At 53.5% G+C, this 17,298-nt stretch carries 14 protein-coding genes and 1 other annotated feature; of the genes, 2 read left to right on the forward strand and 12 right to left on the reverse strand.

The genetic code is table 11. The features are described from left to right. Positions 1 to 42: 42 nt before the first annotated feature. Genes KNP74_RS02600 through pepV form a run of 6 tightly spaced genes read right to left on the reverse strand, consistent with a single transcriptional unit; the run spans position 43 to position 7,061 of the window. Positions 43 to 837, reverse strand: a complete 795-nt coding sequence (locus KNP74_RS02600; protein WP_034779996.1) for a phosphotransferase family protein — start codon at positions 835 to 837, stop codon at positions 43 to 45. A gap of 50 nt (positions 838 to 887) precedes the next feature. Then, a complete protein-coding gene (pulA, locus tag KNP74_RS02605) occupies positions 888 to 3,053 on the reverse strand; it encodes a type I pullulanase (protein ID WP_214763269.1) in 2,166 nt (721 codons plus the stop codon). Between the two features lie 21 nt (positions 3,054 to 3,074). After that, complete coding sequence (locus tag KNP74_RS02610) at positions 3,075 to 3,914, reverse strand: NERD domain-containing protein (RefSeq protein ID WP_214706463.1); 840 nt, start codon at positions 3,912 to 3,914, stop codon at positions 3,075 to 3,077. Continuing rightward, complete coding sequence (gene thpR, locus KNP74_RS02615) at positions 3,884 to 4,459, reverse strand: RNA 2',3'-cyclic phosphodiesterase (protein ID WP_214763270.1); 576 nt, start codon at positions 4,457 to 4,459, stop codon at positions 3,884 to 3,886. The genes KNP74_RS02610 and thpR overlap by 31 nt, the downstream gene beginning before the upstream one ends. 5 nt (positions 4,460 to 4,464) lie before the next feature. After that, positions 4,465 to 5,616 (reverse strand): MFS transporter, encoded by a 1,152-nt coding sequence (locus KNP74_RS02620; protein ID WP_084592834.1) that lies wholly within the window; start codon positions 5,614 to 5,616, stop codon positions 4,465 to 4,467. A 59-nt stretch (positions 5,617 to 5,675) separates the two neighbouring features. Continuing rightward, entirely contained in the window at positions 5,676 to 7,061 is a 1,386-nt protein-coding gene (pepV, locus tag KNP74_RS02625; protein WP_138859158.1) for a dipeptidase PepV, read from the reverse strand. A gap of 306 nt (positions 7,062 to 7,367) precedes the next feature. Between pepV and KNP74_RS02630 the strand changes: the two genes are divergently transcribed. Further along, positions 7,368 to 7,589: a DeoR family transcriptional regulator gene (locus KNP74_RS02630; RefSeq protein ID WP_081637897.1), complete on the forward strand. Its 222-nt coding sequence runs from the start codon at positions 7,368 to 7,370 to the stop codon at positions 7,587 to 7,589. An 81-nt stretch (positions 7,590 to 7,670) separates the two neighbouring features. Here the strand turns inward: KNP74_RS02630 and KNP74_RS02635 are convergent, their stop codons facing one another. Beyond that, positions 7,671 to 8,381 (reverse strand): pseudouridine synthase, encoded by a 711-nt coding sequence (locus tag KNP74_RS02635; RefSeq protein WP_138859157.1) that lies wholly within the window; start codon positions 8,379 to 8,381, stop codon positions 7,671 to 7,673. Beyond that, on the reverse strand, positions 8,381 to 10,078 hold the full coding sequence (locus KNP74_RS02640; RefSeq protein ID WP_214763271.1) for a putative polysaccharide biosynthesis protein: 1,698 nt from the start codon (positions 10,076 to 10,078) through the stop codon (positions 8,381 to 8,383). The genes KNP74_RS02635 and KNP74_RS02640 overlap by 1 nt, the downstream gene beginning before the upstream one ends. A 138-nt stretch (positions 10,079 to 10,216) precedes the next feature. Here KNP74_RS02640 and KNP74_RS02645 point away from each other — a divergent pair, with 138 nt between their 5' ends. Further along, on the forward strand, positions 10,217 to 11,491 hold the full coding sequence (locus KNP74_RS02645; protein ID WP_034778302.1) for a BaiN/RdsA family NAD(P)/FAD-dependent oxidoreductase: 1,275 nt from the start codon (positions 10,217 to 10,219) through the stop codon (positions 11,489 to 11,491). A 41-nt stretch (positions 11,492 to 11,532) separates the two neighbouring features. On the opposite strand, the gene KNP74_RS02650 is transcribed toward KNP74_RS02645, so the two are convergent. The 4 genes from KNP74_RS02650 to KNP74_RS02665 form a co-directional block, all read right to left on the reverse strand. Continuing rightward, on the reverse strand, positions 11,533 to 12,045 hold the full coding sequence (locus KNP74_RS02650) for a pyrophosphohydrolase domain-containing protein (RefSeq protein ID WP_214706495.1): 513 nt from the start codon (positions 12,043 to 12,045) through the stop codon (positions 11,533 to 11,535). 14 nt (positions 12,046 to 12,059) lie between these two features. Further along, complete coding sequence (locus tag KNP74_RS02655) at positions 12,060 to 13,133, reverse strand: hypothetical protein (RefSeq protein ID WP_214763272.1); 1,074 nt, start codon at positions 13,131 to 13,133, stop codon at positions 12,060 to 12,062. Between the two features lie 117 nt (positions 13,134 to 13,250). Beyond that, on the reverse strand, positions 13,251 to 15,653 hold the full coding sequence (gene leuS / locus KNP74_RS02660) for a leucine--tRNA ligase (RefSeq protein WP_214763273.1): 2,403 nt from the start codon (positions 15,651 to 15,653) through the stop codon (positions 13,251 to 13,253). Between the two features lie 41 nt (positions 15,654 to 15,694). Next, positions 15,695 to 15,913 (reverse strand) — a binding site (T-box leader). Between the two features lie 42 nt (positions 15,914 to 15,955). After that, entirely contained in the window at positions 15,956 to 17,146 is a 1,191-nt protein-coding gene (locus KNP74_RS02665; protein WP_214763274.1) for an MDR family MFS transporter, read from the reverse strand. Positions 17,147 to 17,298 lie beyond the last annotated feature (152 nt).

Genomic DNA, 17,298 nt, shown 5'->3' on the forward strand with positions numbered 1-17,298 from the left:
ATATGGAAAGGGATGGCTCACACTCGTGATCCATCCCTTTTTTCATTGTGTCCGTTCATCTGCCTCATCGAGCAGTTCACGGAGCACGGTCAATCCTTCTGCCCGGGCGATACCGTTCTGTTCCCCATACAACGTGAGAACCGTCTGGGCAATCGCATACCAGTGCATCCGGTAATGGAGCTCTGACGTGTAACGGATGCCGTAATGGCTAAACCACGTCTCCCACTCCGCCTCATCGACATAACTGTAAACGACCATCGCCAAGTCAAAGGCACGGTCGGCGATGATGGCGTCATCCCAGTCGGTCAAATACAATAGACCCGTCTCGTCCTCGATCCAGTTATTATGGTTAAGGTCCGAATGGCAGACGACAAGTTCACGTTCGTCATCAATCGGTTGATGCATAGTGAGCCAACGGACCGCTTCATCAATCGTCACATCCGCCTCGTCTTGCTCATAGGCGGCACATTGCCGAAGCAATAGCGTCGACGTGACCGGTGTATGATTCAATTGCTGCAGCATGAATAATAGCTCTTTCGAATGATGAATCTTCCCAAGCTGTGCCGCCACATCAGACCGTTTCATATCGGTTGGCGATAGCTCACGACCTTCGATGAACTGTTGGGCACTGAGGACGTCGCCGTTGAACATCCGCTTCGTCCACAGCAATTTGGGGACGATGCCTTCGGCAGAAAGAATGGCTAAAAACGGGGACGAGTTCCGTTTGACAAAGATTTTTTGTTGGCGCGTCGTCGCTACGTACGCTTCGCCTGTAATCCCGCCTGCGGAAGCCACCGTCCACTCTTCACCGAGCGCACCGATTATATCTGAATACATATTCATCACGCTCAAATCTCATTAAGAATTACAAAGATACAATCACCATATTAACACGCGATAATCGTCATTGACAACGACTCGACTTGAATCTCACGCGGATTTCGTGCAATCGGGACGAGGCTCGCCGTTTCCCCTTGCACATAAACGTTCCAGTCTCCGTCGGCATGAAACGTCACGTCACCGAACGTTCCGTTCAAATAGACACGGACGCGTTGCCACGCATCGTAGGAATGGCTCGCCGTTAACTCATAGGCAATCACGCCTGGAGGCGACGGAAGGAACTTGAATTGCTCCACGACTTTCTGCCGACTATCGTAACGGAAACACGTATGACGGCGTCGCAATTTCAACAGCGTCTTCACAAATTCGACTTCACTCTGACGCTCGTCCCGCAAATCCCAATCGAAGTGATTGATTCGGTCCGGTGCGTTGTAACTATTTTCGACCCCTTGTTTCGTCCGACCAAACTCCTGGCCTGCATGGAGGAACGGGACGCCTTGCGACGTGATGACGATGGCCGTGGCGAATCGTTGCATCCGTAATCGCACCACCTCGTCCATATCCTCACACGATAAGAGCAATTTATCGTAGGTCGTGTAATTGTCATGCGCCTCGACGTAATTGATTGTATATTGCGGGCTCGGGAATCGTCCGACGGTGACGTTCGGGATTTGAACCGCTCCCGTGATGCACTCGCGAAGCTCCCATTCCCGCCATTTGTTACCAGAGACGAAACCGCGTTCGCGGTCATTGAACGTCGACCCCTTTAACGCGTCCCGCATCATGTCATTGAAGTGCCCGATTCGAGGCATAAAGGCGGCGTTATGGGACGAGGCTTTCAACGATGGGCTGAGCGGTGTCGCCAAATCCCATCCTTCCCCGTAAATCAAGATTGAACGATCAATCTTATCAAGCGAAGCCCGGACTTGATTCATCGTCTCGACATCATGGATTCCCATCAAGTCGAACCGGAAGCCGTCAACGTGATACGCCTCGGCAAAGAAAGTCACACAATCGACAATCATCCGCCGCATCATGTACCGTTCCGAGGCCGTGTCATTCCCAACCCCAGTCCCGTTCGCGACCGTCCCGTCATGTTCATAACGGAAATAGTAGTAAGGGACGAGCGCTTCGAGCGAGGATTGTTCACGGATAAAGACATGGTTCATGACGACATCGACGACGACCCGCATCCCGTGACGATGCAGTTCCTCGACCATATGAGCATATTCTAGAATTCTCGATAACGGCTCGGCTGGGTCTGAGGCGTAACTCCCTTCTAATCCGAACCAATGAATCGGGTCGTATCCCCAATTGTATGGCATCCGGGTCGCCTCATCGACGCTGCCGAAGTCATGGACAGGCAACAGTTGCAGATGGGTGACCCCGAGTTCTTTCAAATAATCGAAGCCGGCACTGTTTTCGCCGCTCGTTCTCACTCCGGTCTCGACGATGCTACCATACAAACCTCGCATCTGACTCATCGAGGACGGATGGCTCGTGAAGTCCCGGATGTTCAGTTCATAGATGACCGCATCGGTCGCTTTCCGAAGCGGCGGCCGTTCCGTCGGCGTGACATCGGCGGCGACATGCGCCTCGACATCGATCAATACGCCAAATTCGCCATTCAGGCTGACGGCTTTCGCGTAAGGATCGACGACCTCGTTCGTTTCGACCGGCGTCTTGACGTACAGTCGATAATAGTGACCTTCATAAAACCGAGGCACGTCGGCATGCCAGACACCACGGCTCTCTTTAGACATACGAAACCGCTCGATTTCACGATGTGTCGTCGAGTCATGGATGACGAGCCAAATCGAGAACGCGACGGGAGACCAAACGTATGCCTCGATCGAGTGTTCGGAAAAAGTGAGGCCGAGCGGTCCGTCATAGGCATAACGGCGTTCGAACTCGTCCGTATGCACGATTTCACGTGGCACGACGACAATCGTTTTATGTCCGGGGTGAAATACAGTATAGACCGCTTCAAGCGTGACCGGTCGCGCCAATCGGATATCTCGCTCAATCGTACCGGCCTCTGTCGTCCATTCATTGAGCACCACATAGTCGACCGGTCGACCGTTCTGTTCAATCTGTACCGGAACGGATTCATATTCGGCGATGACTTCCAGTCGAATCGTCTCGAACGAGAGCAAAGATGCCCGTTCAATCGTCACATGTGACGTCGTTTGCTGCTCTGGTGTGTGATGCATACGCGTTCCATCCTCTCCAACCTACTGGTCCAAAAATTGTCGAAACGGCATCTGGGCTGTCGCATCTAGTAGTTTCGACACATCTCGAATTTGTTGGGCTTTGACGATCGGTGCCCTCGTGTTCACTTGTTTCAGCCACGACTCATAATCAGAGCGTGAAATGAACTGAGTCGACCGTGTCTCGGGCACGTGATCGAAATAGCCTTCTGGGGCCACCGTGACTTTTTGGATGACCCCGTCATAGGACGGAAGAAACTGTCGAATGATTTCTTCAGTGCGCGTCAATGCAATGAGCGGATTGACTACACGTTTATTTTCCCCTTTGAGCGGTTGATGAATCCATGTCTTCTGCTTTGAGATGTGATAGATGCTCCGATCCCCGTCAAGCCATTCGACCAAATACAGATGTGATGGTCCGATGATAAGATGGCTCAATTCGACAGTTGCCCCGTTCCATTCGACAACTGGACGATACATGAAGAAGTGTTGGTCGTTCCATTCGGTCACCATCTTGCGATAACCGTATTCACGAAGGAACGGCAAGAACGGCATGTCTGCTTCGGTCGCCCCTTCACACGCGAACTGCAACTTCTGGATGTGGCGACGGTTCGCGAGGAGCGCCTGGAACTGCGTTTCCGAGAGCGGGGTCGGTTCGAGCTCGATACGTTCCGTTCGACGCCAAAATTTCCACCACGGGTTCTCAAACTCCATGATCTCGGGTGGATTCAACCGATTGGACTCATGCAGGCGGCGCATACGGGCGATATCGGACTCGACGTATTCTTGGAAACGATTGAACTGATCGAGCATATTTCGTTCATATTTAGATGTCACGTCAAAAATTTTAATCGGGATCGCCATGTGTCCTCCTCTGACCGCTGTAACGGAAATACTTCAACTGCCTCATAGGCAGGGGTGTGGTTCGGATTGATTCGATAAAGGATGACGGCTTCAATCGACTCTTCGATCTTGAACGTCGGGGGAATATATGAACTGATCGACCCGGTGTCCCACTTTTTGGCGAGCGTGACGTGCGGGACGAACGGTTTCCGGTCGAGTGACGCAATCTCTTCAGACAGCTTGCGCCGGAGCGTCCCGGTGAGCGCCGTCAATTCTGCAGACGAGTCCGGGACGATCGTCAACACTCGAGGACGATCTGGTCTCCCGAAGTGATCAATTTGTTGGAACGTCAGTGAAAACGGAGCCGTCACTTCCGTCACGTCACGCGTGATCTCTTTGACCGCCTCGACTTCATCATCGTCCAATGCGCCAAGAAACTGAAGCGTCAAATGGAATTCTTCCGGCCGATACGTCCGGCGATACGAATAAAACGGCAAGATGGCCCGTTGAACGCGTTCGAACTCCGCCTCCTCCATCGGTAGCGCTATAAAGTAATGTGTCGACATCGGAATCATCCTTTCTCACGAAACCGTCTCAACCCTAAGAATAAAATAGCGCCAATCACACTGACGACTGTGTACATCCAAAATACACCGATAATGCTGTTCACTTCAATGATGATTCCGCTCAACTGATTGAACGCGGCCGTCGCCAAACCTGAAGTAACTGCCATATAGACGCCAATCGCCGTCGAGGTGACGTTTCGGCTGACAAGGCTTCGCACAAACTGAAGCGCGACCGGAATGAGCAGGCCGACGACGAGCCCTTGGACGATGGCGAGCAGCCAGACGACCCACAGTTCTGGTTCGAGTGCGAGCCAACCGTTGCGGAGCGCTGAAACTAACGCCGCTCCCGCAAGTACGTTGACCGTCCCAAGACGTTCAACGATTTGATACGCCACTTTCATGAACGGGATCTCACAAAGCACGGCCACTAAAAACAACGTCCCGACGAGCGTCGTCGAGCCGCCGATACTCGTCACGTATATCCCGAAGTAATAGTTGTTCGCATAGATTGGACCGAAGACGAGCATGCCCCCAATCAAAAAGGCGATGAACGGGGCGTTCCAGACGGCCGACCAAGCGAACGGGGCGACCGTCGTCGCGCGCGTTGCCACCGGTTCGGCAATCGTCCTTAGCACGATGCTACCGGCCACGAGTACGATGGCGCTGAGCAAAAATGTGCTCGCAAGCCCCCACGTCGTATCCGCGATTCGTCCCATCATGAAAACAGCGATAGCGAAACCGGCCGATCCGAATAGACGGATGGCTCCATAATCAATTTTGACACGGGCCGTATAATCGAGCGTCATCATATCGATAAGCGGGATATGCGCGCATTGGAACACCGACCAGGCGACCATCAAGAGCACGATCCAAACGTAATCGGTCGCGAACAAGAACGTGATGGAAAGGGCGGCCGCCCCGATCATGGCGATACCGAGCCACGCCCGGACACGGCCCGTCCGATCGGCAAGCATGCCCCATAACGGCTGGACACCAATCGAGAGGATCGGCATGATGGCGACAATCGTCCCGACCTGACCCGGAGACAAATCAAAGCGTGCCTGCGAGAAGAAAAGTGCCATGTAAGGAATGAGGGCCCCTTGTGCGAAAAAGATAGCGACATACATTGATTGAAACGATAATTTTTGTTGGTTCACTGTAAACTTCCTTCCTAACAGACAGAGAGCCGACCGAATCAGTCAGCTCTCACGGATTATTATTTAGCGAGCTCATAAATCGCTTCCGCATAGATGGCGGCGGCGCGAAGTAAATCTTCAATTTCCATGTATTCATCGACTTGGTGCGCGACATCTTTCGCTCCTGGGAACAATGCGCCGAAGGCCACACCAGCCTCGAGCGAACGGGCATACGTTCCTCCGCCGATGGCCATCAAGTGTGCCGATTCGCCGGTTTGACGCTCATACACATCCGCCAACGTTTTCACGAGCGGATGGTCTTCGGCCACGTGGTGCGGCGGCATGTGGTGACGCGTCGACAGTTCGAACCCGAACGACAAGGCGATCTCTTTCAAGTTTTGCAATCGTTCTTCAAACTTCGCGGTATACGGATAACGGATATTGACCGTCGCCGTCCGCTCTTCGCCCTGATAGCGGAACACGCCACCGTTAATCGTCAAGTCACCGGTCTCGTCGGTCGCTTCGATGCCGAGCGAAATCCCGCGTGAGTCAGCAAAGACGTGGCGGATGAACTCGATGTAGCGCTCCCCTTGAATATCGAGTGGAAGCGTCAGTAGGAACCCGGCAAGTACGTAGGCCGCGTTCACACCATTATCCGGCTCCATCGCATGGGCGGCGACACCTTTCATCGTGAACGTATACGTCCCCGCGTCCCATGTGCACGTCCCGTCGGCCTCATATTTCGCAAGGTAGGCCTCAAATTTTTCTTCGAGCACATCTTCTGTCTCGAGTACCGCGGTCGCGAAATCTGGGACCATGTTCGGACGTTCTCCGCTCACGAACGAGACCAAGTGATGTTTCGAGCCGGGTACGCGCTGAATTGGGAGTTGCTTCAAGACACCGTCATACAAACCTTTTTCCGCGTTAATAATCGGGAAATCAGCATCCGGTGCGAAACCGTATGTCGGCATCGCTTCCTGCTTAAAATATTCACGGACACAGCGCCATTCGCTCTCCTCGTCACAACCGGCGATGAGTCGGACACGTTTCGATAGCGGCAACCCGAGTTCTTTCACGATGCGCAACCCGTAATAAGCAGCCATCGTCGGACCCTTATCGTCATTGCTGCCGCGGGCGTACAGTTTCCCGTCCGCGACCGTCGGATTGAACGCCCCATACGTCCATCCGTCTCCGGCCGGCACCACGTCTAAGTGGCAGAGGATCCCAACGATTTCTTCGCCTGACCCGTACTCCAAATGGCCAGCGTAACCGCCGACATCTTTCGTCACGAATCCGTCACGCTCTCCTAACGCAAACATATAATCGAGGGCACGGCGGACTTCAGGACCAAACGGCTCGTTCGGTCCGGCCTTGTCTTCATCGAGGACGCTCGGGATTTGTAACAACCCTTTTAAATCTTCTAAAAACGCGTCTGTTCGTGCGTCGACTTCTTGTCTCCAATTCATCTCAATCTCCCCTTTGCGAATGTTCTCTCCCTTATTAGTATATCCAAATGTTAGAAAGACGAACATTCATTTCGAAATTATTTTTTCGTTCGTCTTTTAGAAGTTTTATTATCCATTTACACGATGTTCATTCGATATTTACGTTCATAACATGTTCTTTACATTTCGATTGTTCGTTCTTTTCACTTGCAATTCTATTTGAGAGCGGTATACTAAAGGTGTAATTTTAGAAAATAACAATTTCATATTTCATTTGTCGTCCGTAGGTTTTGTCTTTCATCATTCTACGCATTGGGAGGTCATCCAATGAAAGGTTCAACAGATCGTATGCTAACCCGCATCAAGTCCATTTATTTGTTCATTAACGAAAGGGAATGCGTCACCACTTCAGAACTAGTAGAGGAGTTTGGGATCACGTCACGCACCGTACAACGTGATTTAAACGTTCTTGAATACAACAATCTGGTTGAAAGTCCGAGTCGGGGCACGTGGACGTCATCAAAACGTTCACTCAAGACGGCAAATTGAATAACAAGTTACAAGGGATTCCGCACGCGGGTCCCTTTTTTTGCACAAAAAAGTACGTGCCGATTGACACGTACTTCCGAATCATATGAGGAACAAGTCGACTTCCGGTGCTGTCAACTCACGGTATGCACCAGGTTCAAGCGTCGGATCGAGTTCGAGGCCACCGATTTGGACGCGCTCGAGCCGTTCCACATGTTTTCCGACCGCGGCGACCATCCGTTTCACTTGATGATACTTCCCTTCCGAGAGCGTCAAGCGAATCGTCGAGCGGCGCCCGGACTTGCTGAGCAGTTCAAGTCGTGCCGGTTTCGTCGTGTAGCCGTCCTCGAGTTCGACGCCTTCGGCGAAGCGACGGACATCATCTGCCGTCATCTCCCCATCGACTTCGGCGATGTACACTTTGTCGACGTGTTTACGAGGTGACATGAGCGCGTGATTGAACGCCCCATCGTTCGTCAATAGCAACAGGCCGGTCGTATCTTTGTCGAGGCGTCCGACCGGGAACAAATCGTAATGGGCATAGGCCGGGTCGATTAAATCGACGACCGTCGACTCGACTTTGTCCTCGGTCGCACTGATGACACCAGCCGGCTTGTTCATCATCAAATAGACGAACGGTTTGTACTCGACGACTTCCCCGTGCACGGTCACACGTTCCGCCTCTAAGTTGATTTGTCGTTTCGCATCTTTGACGGGCTGGTCATCGATCCGGACGGCCCCTTGTTTCAATAAAATCTTGACGTCTTTACGCGAACCATATCCCATGTTCGCCAATAATTTATCAATTCGCATTATGCTTTCCTCCGATATTGGAATCGTTTCCCTAGTAGTTTTCCGGCCAAGTGACTTCTCCAACCGAGATAGCCGTATACGACGAGGCCGATTCCGAAACCGACGACCGTAGCCAATATATCGTTCCCCCAGCTCGGCTCATCTCGGAGCGTGACGAACAACGAGCCGTATACCGCGATAAACATCGCCCCACCCATGGCAAACATGAGCATCGTCCGACGCAACAATTGCTTATACGGGAACTGGAGCGTCCGTTGAATTTTCCACACCATGAGGATGATCGCGACAATATAGCCGGCGATCGTCGCGTAACCGGCGCCGATGCCGCCGAGCGCATAGACGAACGGTACGTTGAGTGCAGCTTTCGTCAATAGTCCCATCGCCGTCGCGAAAATCGTGAAGTACTGACGATTGATCCCTTGCAGGATGGCCGCTGCCACCGAGTAATAGGCCAGGAAGAACGCACTCGGCGCATAGTGGAGCAAGTAGACCCACCCTTCCCGGTCACCCGGGAACAGTGTCCCGAACAACGGCTCGGAAAGGGCGACCAACCCGATGACGGCCGGGATGGTGACAAAGAACGACACTTGGAAGATGTGGTTCACTTGATTACGGACTTTATTCATGTCACCGTGCGTGAACGATTTCGTGACGAGCGGAATCGTCGCCATCGACACACTTGCCGCGATCGAGACCGGAATCAAGACGATCTTATGGGCGTTCCCGGTCAAGAATCCAAAAGCGGACGTCGCTTCAGCGACTGACTTGCCCGAGTTGAGCAACGTGTTGACCATCGTCAACTGGTCGACGAACTGATAGAGCGGCGTCGACAAGCCGACCATGACGATCGGGATCGAGTAACTGAGCAACTCGAGCAAGAGCGATTTCATCGAACGGACTGGCGTACCGGCCGGATTATCCGTCTGACGATGGATGTCTTTCCGTTTGCGCCAATACATGGCGAGCACGACGATACTTCCGATCGCCCCGATAAAGGCGCTGAACGTCGCGATCGTCACGGCGAGTACTTTCAACCCGTTCAACTCGGTCGTCGCCACGGCAGCGGTCCCACCGAGCGAGTCGGCGAGCGGACGAATGAGTGCCGAGTCCGAGAAGACGAACAAGACGAGCATCGTTCCGCTGAGCAGGAACATGATGCGGACGATCTGTTCGATGACTTGCGAGATGGCCGTCGGGGCCATGTCCTGATGTCCTTGGAAATAGCCGCGCACCATGCTCATCGCTGGGATGAGCAGGAGTGCGAAACTGACGCTACGCGTGACGAGCGTCAACGAGTCGATATATTGCTGATTGTTCTCCGAGTTGCGGACCATGAGTTCTGATAACCACGGTGCTGAGAAAAACAGTAATAAAAAAGCGACGACTCCGGTCACGAGCATCAGCTTCATCCCTTGACGGAACAAGCGCTGACTCGTGCCATATTCACCGAGCGCGTTATACTTGGCGATAAATTTTGAGACGGCGACAGGAATCCCCGCCGTCGAAATGGCGATCATGAGCGCATAATAGGTGTAGGCCGCCTGATAGAGCGTGACGCCGGCAATCCCGACCATCGCTTGGAAGGGAAACGTATAGAGCAGTCCGAGCGCACGCGAGATCAAATTTCCGGCTGATAAGAGCAGCGTGCCTTTGACGAAGGACTCCCGTCCTGAATCTTGTTTGACGCTTGATGACATGAGATACCTCCATCTATTCTTTCACAACTAATGTACCTAGTTTTACAAAACAACCGTTTCTCATTATACTCTTACTGTTGCAGATAATAAAGTTACGAACCGTTAAAGTTTAGATTGAGAAGAGAAACGAGGGATACCATGATGAAAGATGTCATCGTCATCGGAGGAGGCCCAAGTGGCCTGATGGCGACCTACGCCGCCGCCAAAGCCGGAGCGAACACGCTCCTGATTGATAAAGGTTCGAAGCTCGGACGCAAGCTCGCCATTTCTGGCGGCGGGCGCTGTAACGTCACGAACCGCAAGCCCGTCGACGAACTGATTCAGTTCATTCCGGGGAACGGACGCTTCTTATATAGCGCCCTCGCCCAGTTCGACAACCAGTCGATTATCGACTTGTTCACCGGGTTCGGCATTCCATTAAAAGAAGAAGACAACGGCCGGATGTTCCCAGTGACGGACAAAGCGCAAGATGTCGTCAACACGCTCCTCGGCGCCATCGACGCACTCGGTGTCGAGATTCGCAAAAACGCGAAAGTGAAGACGCTCCATTTTAATGAAGCAAACGAGTTTGAAGCGGTCGAACTGGAGGACGGCGAACGCATCGAGGCAGGCGCCTGTGTCATCGCTGTCGGCGGACAATCTGTCCCCCACACCGGCTCGACCGGCGACGGATATCCGTGGGCCGAGAAAGCCGGGCACACGATCACGGAACTGTTCCCGACCGAGGTGCCGATTTTGTTGAACGATGCCTTTATCGGCACGAAACAGCTTCAAGGGCTGTCGCTCCGGGACGTCGCCCTCACCGTCCACGGCAAAAAAGGCAAACCGATCAAGACACACCGTGGCGATATGATATTCACGCACTTCGGCATCTCGGGCCCGATCGCCCTCCGGTGCAGCCAATATACGATTAAAGAGCGCAAACGCAGTAAAGAGCGCGTCGTCGCCCTCTCGCTCGACTTGTTCCCGGACATGGCACGTGACGAGCTGTATCAAGAGCTCTGGAACCAAGTCCAAGAACAACCGAAACGGGCCGTCAAGAACGTATGGAAAGGGTTTATCCCGGAACGGATGCTCGACCTGTTGTTGGCCGACCTCGCTTTCGGTGAAGAAGACGCGAGTCAGTTGAAGAAGCAATCGGTCATCGATTTTGCGACACGACTGAAGACGTTTGAGCTACATGCGACCGGGACGCTCGATTTCGATAAGGCGTTCGTCACGGGCGGCGGCGTCTCTGTCAAAGAGATCGCCCCGCAGACGATGATGTCGAAGAAAGCGGACGGCCTGTTCTTCGCCGGCGAGGTGCTCGACATTCACGGCTATACAGGTGGTTATAACATCACGGCTGCCTTCACGACCGGGCATTGTGCCGGGTCGCACGCCGCAGAATTTGCTGTACGTACAACCGTATAAGAAAGAGAGCCTATCGCGCGCGATAGGCTCTCTTTTTGGTGTCACTGTTTCGCTTCAAGTTGGCGTCGCACTTCCGCCTCGAGCTCTGGCTCGGGTGGCAACCAGCCTTCCGGCTTCATGACCTTATTGTCTGACGCGCGCAGGATCGGCTTACCATCCGGACCGAGCTTCGCCATATTGGCGCGCTGCACGATCTCGAACAACGGCACCGGGTCGAGCCCGAGCTCGACGAAACTGCCCATCACGAAATAGAGGGCGTCCGTGAGCGCATCACCTTGTCCGACGAGTCGCTCGACGTCATTTGTCGGTGGGGCGTCCTGGAGCGATTTCTGAACCGCCTGTTCGAATCCTTGTTGGAACGTGGCGACGGCTTGCAGGAACTCTTCCTCGTTCCGTGCCGATTGATGTAAAAATTCGACGACGGCCTCTTCTGCCGTCCAGACCGAACGTTTGACGGCCCGCTCTAACTCGAGCGGCTGTGGTGCACTTGCTTCCGGGTGCCCGAACGTCTCATGGAATTGGCGAACTTCTTCATAGAAATAGCGTTTGCTCATATGATCCTCTCCTATCAGTCGACCGAGACGAAGTCGTCAAGGTCGAACACATCTGGTCGCACGATGGCGAAAATTTCATTGTCTTGTAAAAACATACCGGTCGACCCGTACACACGAGGAGTGACCATCTGTCCGTTCATCGTCCCTTCATCCGGGTTGATCGTGTAGAGGACGAGTTCTTCTGAATCGAGGACGTAAATGCGTCCCTGGCGTTCGACGAGGCCGACACCGCGGAAGTTCTCGAACTTCTGTTGAATCGAGGCGCTCATCCCTTCGGTCGTGAGCGGTTTTCTCGACTCGATGGCCCACTCCGTCTCAGGCGCTGGCGTTTCTTCGGCGTCTGCCTCATCAGCCGTGGTCGCCGTATCGGCGTCTGAATCCACTTCGGTCGTCGCATCCGTCTCGGTCGCATCGGCTGTTTCTTCTGTCTCTGGCTTCGCTTCAGCGTCGGTGGCCGTCTCATCCTCGAGCGTCCGTTCTTGGACGTATAACAGTTCCACATCCGGCGTGTCCGCCAAACGGCTCATGATGATCAGTCGTTTCGTCTCCTCGTCATAACCGAGGCCGAACAATCGGTCTGTCGAGGCGATTCCTTTAATCAATTTGCGTCGTTGTTCCGTCCACCGGCCTTCTTCACGCTCGATTGTCACGAGAACCCCATTCGCCGTGACGGCATAAATCTTGTCCTCGGAAATCATGCGCACACCGATGAACTCGCCGAACCGGTAGGGCTGTCCTTCGTTGCTGAGGATGAGTGACGCGTTCACGCGATTGGCGTTCCCGCTCACTTCGAAAAATTCTTTATTTTTCGTCAAGACGAGATATGACCCGATCGTGTCACTATAGTACACTTCGTCGAGCTGTTGAATCTGTTCGAGGGCATCGGTCGTATCGATATCCTCCTCGTCCGGCGAGGCCTCGACGGGAGGTACAGATGTCGCTTGGTGACTCGTTTGAATCTCTATTTTTTCAAACGTCGAGGCGATTTGGCTTTGAATATCCTCGTCCGAAAAGACGAACACATAGCACAAAATCACACCGACGACGACGGCAAACAGCGTCGTATATAGTACGTAAGAACGTTTCATGGACGTTTCGTCCCCTTTACATGCAGTATCGCCCTTTAGTGTAACAAACCCGCCCCGAAAAGAAAACGACATCATACAAAAGAAAGGAACGTGTGACAATGTCACACATTCCTTTGCTTATCCAACGACGATATTGACGAGCTTACCTGGAACGACGATCACTTTGCGGACCGTCTTCCCTTCCGTGAACTCTTGAACACGTTCGTTCGCGAGCGCATCGGCCTCGAGCGCTTCTTTCGAAGCGTCGCGGGCCACGTGCATCTTCGCACGAAGTTTGCCGTTCACTTGGATGACGACTTCAATCGTGTCGCTGACGAGTTTCGACTCATCAAACTTCGGCCATGCCGCATACGTCAAGTCTTCCGTCATGCCGAGACGCTCCCACAACTCTTCGGCCAAGTGTGGCGCGACCGGGGCGAGCATCTTAACGAAGTTGACCATTTCTTGTTTCGGCAGCGTGTCTTGTTTATACGCTTCGTTGATGAAGACCATGAGTTGCGAAATCGCCGTGTTGAAACGGAGCGCCTCATAATCTTCTGTCACTTTCTTCACCGTCTGATGGTACGTCCGTTCGAAGTCGGCAGTCGGTGCGACGTCTTGAAGCTCTGTCTGATCGAACAAACGCCAGACACGGTCAAGGAAGCGACGAGCGCCGTCGAGACCGTTCGTCGACCAAGCGATGGCCGCATCGAGTGGTCCCATGAACATCTCGTAAAGACGAAGCGTGTCGGCTCCGTGCGATTTGATGATGTCATCCGGGTTGACGACGTTACCTTTCGATTTCGACATCTTCTCGTTGTTCTCACCAAGGATCATCCCTTGGTTATAGAGTTTTTGGAACGGCTCTTTCGTCGGGACGATGCCGATATCGTAGAGCACTTTGTGCCAGAAACGAGCGTAGAGCAAGTGTAGGACCGCGTGCTCCGTACCACCGATATACAAATCGACCGGAAGCCAACGCTTCAACTTCTCTGGGTCCGCGATCATGTCTTCATTGTGCGGATCGATGAAGCGAATGTAGTACCAGCAGCTGCCGGCCCATTGTGGCATCGTGTTCGTCTCGCGACGACCCTTCTCACCCGTCACTGGATCCGTGTACGTCAACCACTCGTCCGCGTTCGCAAGCGGCGATTCACCCGTACCCGACGGTTTGATTTCATCGATAATCGGGAGTTCGAGCGGGAGGTCTTCGACCGGGACCGTCTTGAGCGTGCCATCTTCCATATGAACGATTGGAATCGGCTCGCCCCAATAGCGCTGACGGCTGAACAACCAGTCGCGGAGACGATACGTCGTCTTCGCACGGCCAGTGCCGGCAAGTTCAAGCTCTTCGATGATCTTGGCGATCGCGTCGGCTTTATTGAGACCGTCCAAGCTACCTGAGTTGACGTGGACGCCATCCTCGACGTAAGCCGCCTCATCCAAGTTGCCGCCGGTGACGACTTCACGGATTGGAAGGTCAAACGTCTTCGCGAACTCATAGTCGCGCTCATCATGTCCAGGAACGGCCATGACCGCACCTGTACCATACGTTGACAACACGTAGTCAGCAATCCAGATTGGAAGCTTCTCACCATTGACCGGGTTGATCGCGTAAGCGCCAGTAAACACGCCTGTTTTCTCTTTAGCAAGATCGGTCCGTTCGAGATCTGTCTTTTTCGAGACTTCTTCGACGTACGCCTCGATGGCGACGGTTTGTTCCGGTGTCGCGATTGTTTTCACGAACGGGTGCTCCGGTGCGAGCGTGACGTATGTCGCGCCGTAAAGTGTGTCCGGACGTGTCGTGAACACCGTCACGACTTTTTCGTGACCGTCGACTTTGAAATCGACTTCGGCCCCGACCGACTTGCCGATCCAGTTGCGTTGCATCTCTTTGACGCTGTCTGGCCAGTCAAGCCCTTCTAAATCATCGAGCAACCGCTCTGCGTATTCCGTGATGCGGAGCACCCACTGCTTCATCGGCACACGGTAAACCGGATGGCTGCCGCGCTCTGACAAGCCGTCGATGACTTCTTCGTTGGCGAGTACCGTCCCGAGGGCCGGGCACCAGTTGACGGCGACTTCGTCGACGTAGGCGAGTCCGCGGTCATGGAGCTGTGTGAAAATCCATTGCGTCCACTTGTAGTATTTCGGGTCGGTCGTGCTGATTTCACGATCCCAATCGTATGAGAAACCGAGCTCTTTCAACTGGCGTCGGAATGTGCCGATGTTGCGCTCTGTGAACTCGCGCGGGTCATTCCCTGTGTCGAGGGCATATTGCTCGGCCGGAAGACCGAACGCGTCCCACCCCATTGGATGGAGGACGTTGAAGCCTTGCATCCGTTTCATGCGGGCGATGATGTCCGTCGCCGTGTAACCTTCCGGGTGACCGACGTGAAGGCCGGCTCCTGATGGATATGGGAACATGTCAAGGACGTAGAAACACTCCTTGTCCGGGTCTTCTGTCGTCCGGAACGCATCTTTCTCGTCCCAACGCTTTTGCCATTTCGGCTCGATGTCTTGATGTTTAAAATAATCCAAAATTCATCCTCCTCTGCATAATAAAAAGCCTTCCGCCCCGGTAATGGGACGAAAGGCTTGAAAGCTTTCCGCGGTACCACCCATGTTGCATTTCTGCCACTTGAGACGCCGGTAACGAGGCGTAACTCCGGTTCACCCTACTGTTCGTTCAGGCGAACTGCTCCAAGGCGAGTTCTCGCAGTCCATATACCGGTTCACACCACCCACCGGCTCTCTACAAATACAGACGTCACGATACTATTCCTCTTCTACGCATGTGTATGATCTCACTCGTTCATTTTAGCCCAATCTGTTTTAGAGCGTCAACTTGATTTTTCAGGCACTCGGATGTCTTTCATGAAAATGAAGAACGCGAGCGCGATGGCCGTGAGCAAGAATAGCATTGTGAAGACGGCACCGATGCCGAATACGTCATAGACGAGGCCCGATAAGGTCGGGCCAATCATCCGACCGACCGAGGCCGCGATATTGACGAGCCCTTGGAACTGTCCTGCTTTCCCCGGCGGTGCGAGTTTCGCGGCAATCGTCGGAACGGCCGGCCAAATGAACATCTCCCCGATCGTCATGACGACCATCGCGACCATGAACATCGCAAAGCCCCCCGCGAACGGAACGACCGCGAAGGCGGCGAGGAAAATAACGGCGCCAACGATGAGTTGCTTCTTCAAATCGTCTTCAAAGTAACGAAGGGCCCGGTTGAGGAGCGGTTGAGCGAACACGATCAAGGCGCCGTTCACCGTCCAAAGGAGCGAATACTGGCTGATTGTCACGCCGAGGTCTTTCGAATGGACAGCGATCGTGCCTTGCCACTGCACGTAAACGAACCAAAGGGCCGCGTAACCGATGGCGACGAACCACATCGATTTCATCGTCGCGCCGGACAACGTCGTCGCCGCAGCCTCAAGCTGCGATTGGACGACCGGACGGGCCGGGTCTTTCAAATAACGGAGCCCGACCAAGAGGACGACGACGAACAAGACCGATAAGAAGAAGTTCGCGTAAAAGATCCACTCGATGTCGATGCGCGCGATTTGCCCGCTCATCGCTGTCCCGAGGGCGACCCCGACGTTTTGGGCGACATAAATCGCGTTGAACGATCGTCGCCCCCCTTCCGGCCAAATCAAGCCAGCAAAAGCGTATACTGTCGGGAAGACGAGGCCACCCGAAAACCCAATCAATCCAAGCCAGCCCAAGTAACCGAGGAATGTGGCATGAAACAACAAGAAGCCGAGCGAGCTCGCGAGCAACAGCCCGACCGAGAGGATGAGCGTCCGTTTCCCGCCGATCCGGTCAAACAGCGTGCCCCCGATATAGTTCCCAGCGATGGCGAGCGCCGAGTTGACGAGGAGGGCAATCCCTGCGAGCGTCATCGATTCGCCTAAATATCCATTTATATAGAGCGTGTTAAATGGCCATAAAAAAGACGCCGCCGTTGTATTGAGCGCCATCGCAATGACCAAAATCCATACCGAAATCGGCATTTTATTGTTCATACCAGTTACTCCTTTCATTCCCGTTTAACGATAAAAATTCGGCACGACGGCCGAATCAAGAATAAGTCCTTCTCCAAGCTAACGGAACGCCCCATAACTGTCAAGAAAAATTACTTATTATGAAGTAAACACGAGGAGGTCTTGTGATAGCA

This window comes from Exiguobacterium sp. s141 (assembly GCF_018618085.1).
GTDB classification, from domain to species: Bacteria; Bacillota; Bacilli; order Exiguobacteriales; family Exiguobacteriaceae; genus Exiguobacterium; species Exiguobacterium mexicanum_A.

Bases quoted from the DNA above. Each gene is read 5' to 3' on its own strand.
- KNP74_RS02645 (WP_034778302.1), top strand. From the start codon at position 10,217: ATGATGAAAGATGTCATCGTCATCGGAGGAGGCCCAAGTGGCCTGATG.
- pepV (WP_138859158.1), bottom strand. From the start codon at position 7,061: ATGAATTGGAGACAAGAAGTCGACGCACGAACAGACGCGTTTTTAGAA.
- KNP74_RS02665 (WP_214763274.1), bottom strand. From the start codon at position 17,146: ATGAACAATAAAATGCCGATTTCGGTATGGATTTTGGTCATTGCGATG.
- thpR (WP_214763270.1), bottom strand. From the start codon at position 4,459: ATGTCGACACATTACTTTATAGCGCTACCGATGGAGGAGGCGGAGTTC.
- KNP74_RS02650 (WP_214706495.1), bottom strand. From the start codon at position 12,045: ATGAGCAAACGCTATTTCTATGAAGAAGTTCGCCAATTCCATGAGACG.
- pulA (WP_214763269.1), bottom strand. From the start codon at position 3,053: ATGCATCACACACCAGAGCAGCAAACGACGTCACATGTGACGATTGAA.
- KNP74_RS02600 (WP_034779996.1), bottom strand. From the start codon at position 837: ATGTATTCAGATATAATCGGTGCGCTCGGTGAAGAGTGGACGGTGGCT.
- KNP74_RS02655 (WP_214763272.1), bottom strand. From the start codon at position 13,133: ATGAAACGTTCTTACGTACTATATACGACGCTGTTTGCCGTCGTCGTC.
- KNP74_RS02630 (WP_081637897.1), top strand. From the start codon at position 7,368: ATGAAAGGTTCAACAGATCGTATGCTAACCCGCATCAAGTCCATTTAT.
- KNP74_RS02640 (WP_214763271.1), bottom strand. From the start codon at position 10,078: ATGTCATCAAGCGTCAAACAAGATTCAGGACGGGAGTCCTTCGTCAAA.
- KNP74_RS02635 (WP_138859157.1), bottom strand. From the start codon at position 8,381: ATGCGAATTGATAAATTATTGGCGAACATGGGATATGGTTCGCGTAAA.
- KNP74_RS02610 (WP_214706463.1), bottom strand. From the start codon at position 3,914: ATGGCGATCCCGATTAAAATTTTTGACGTGACATCTAAATATGAACGA.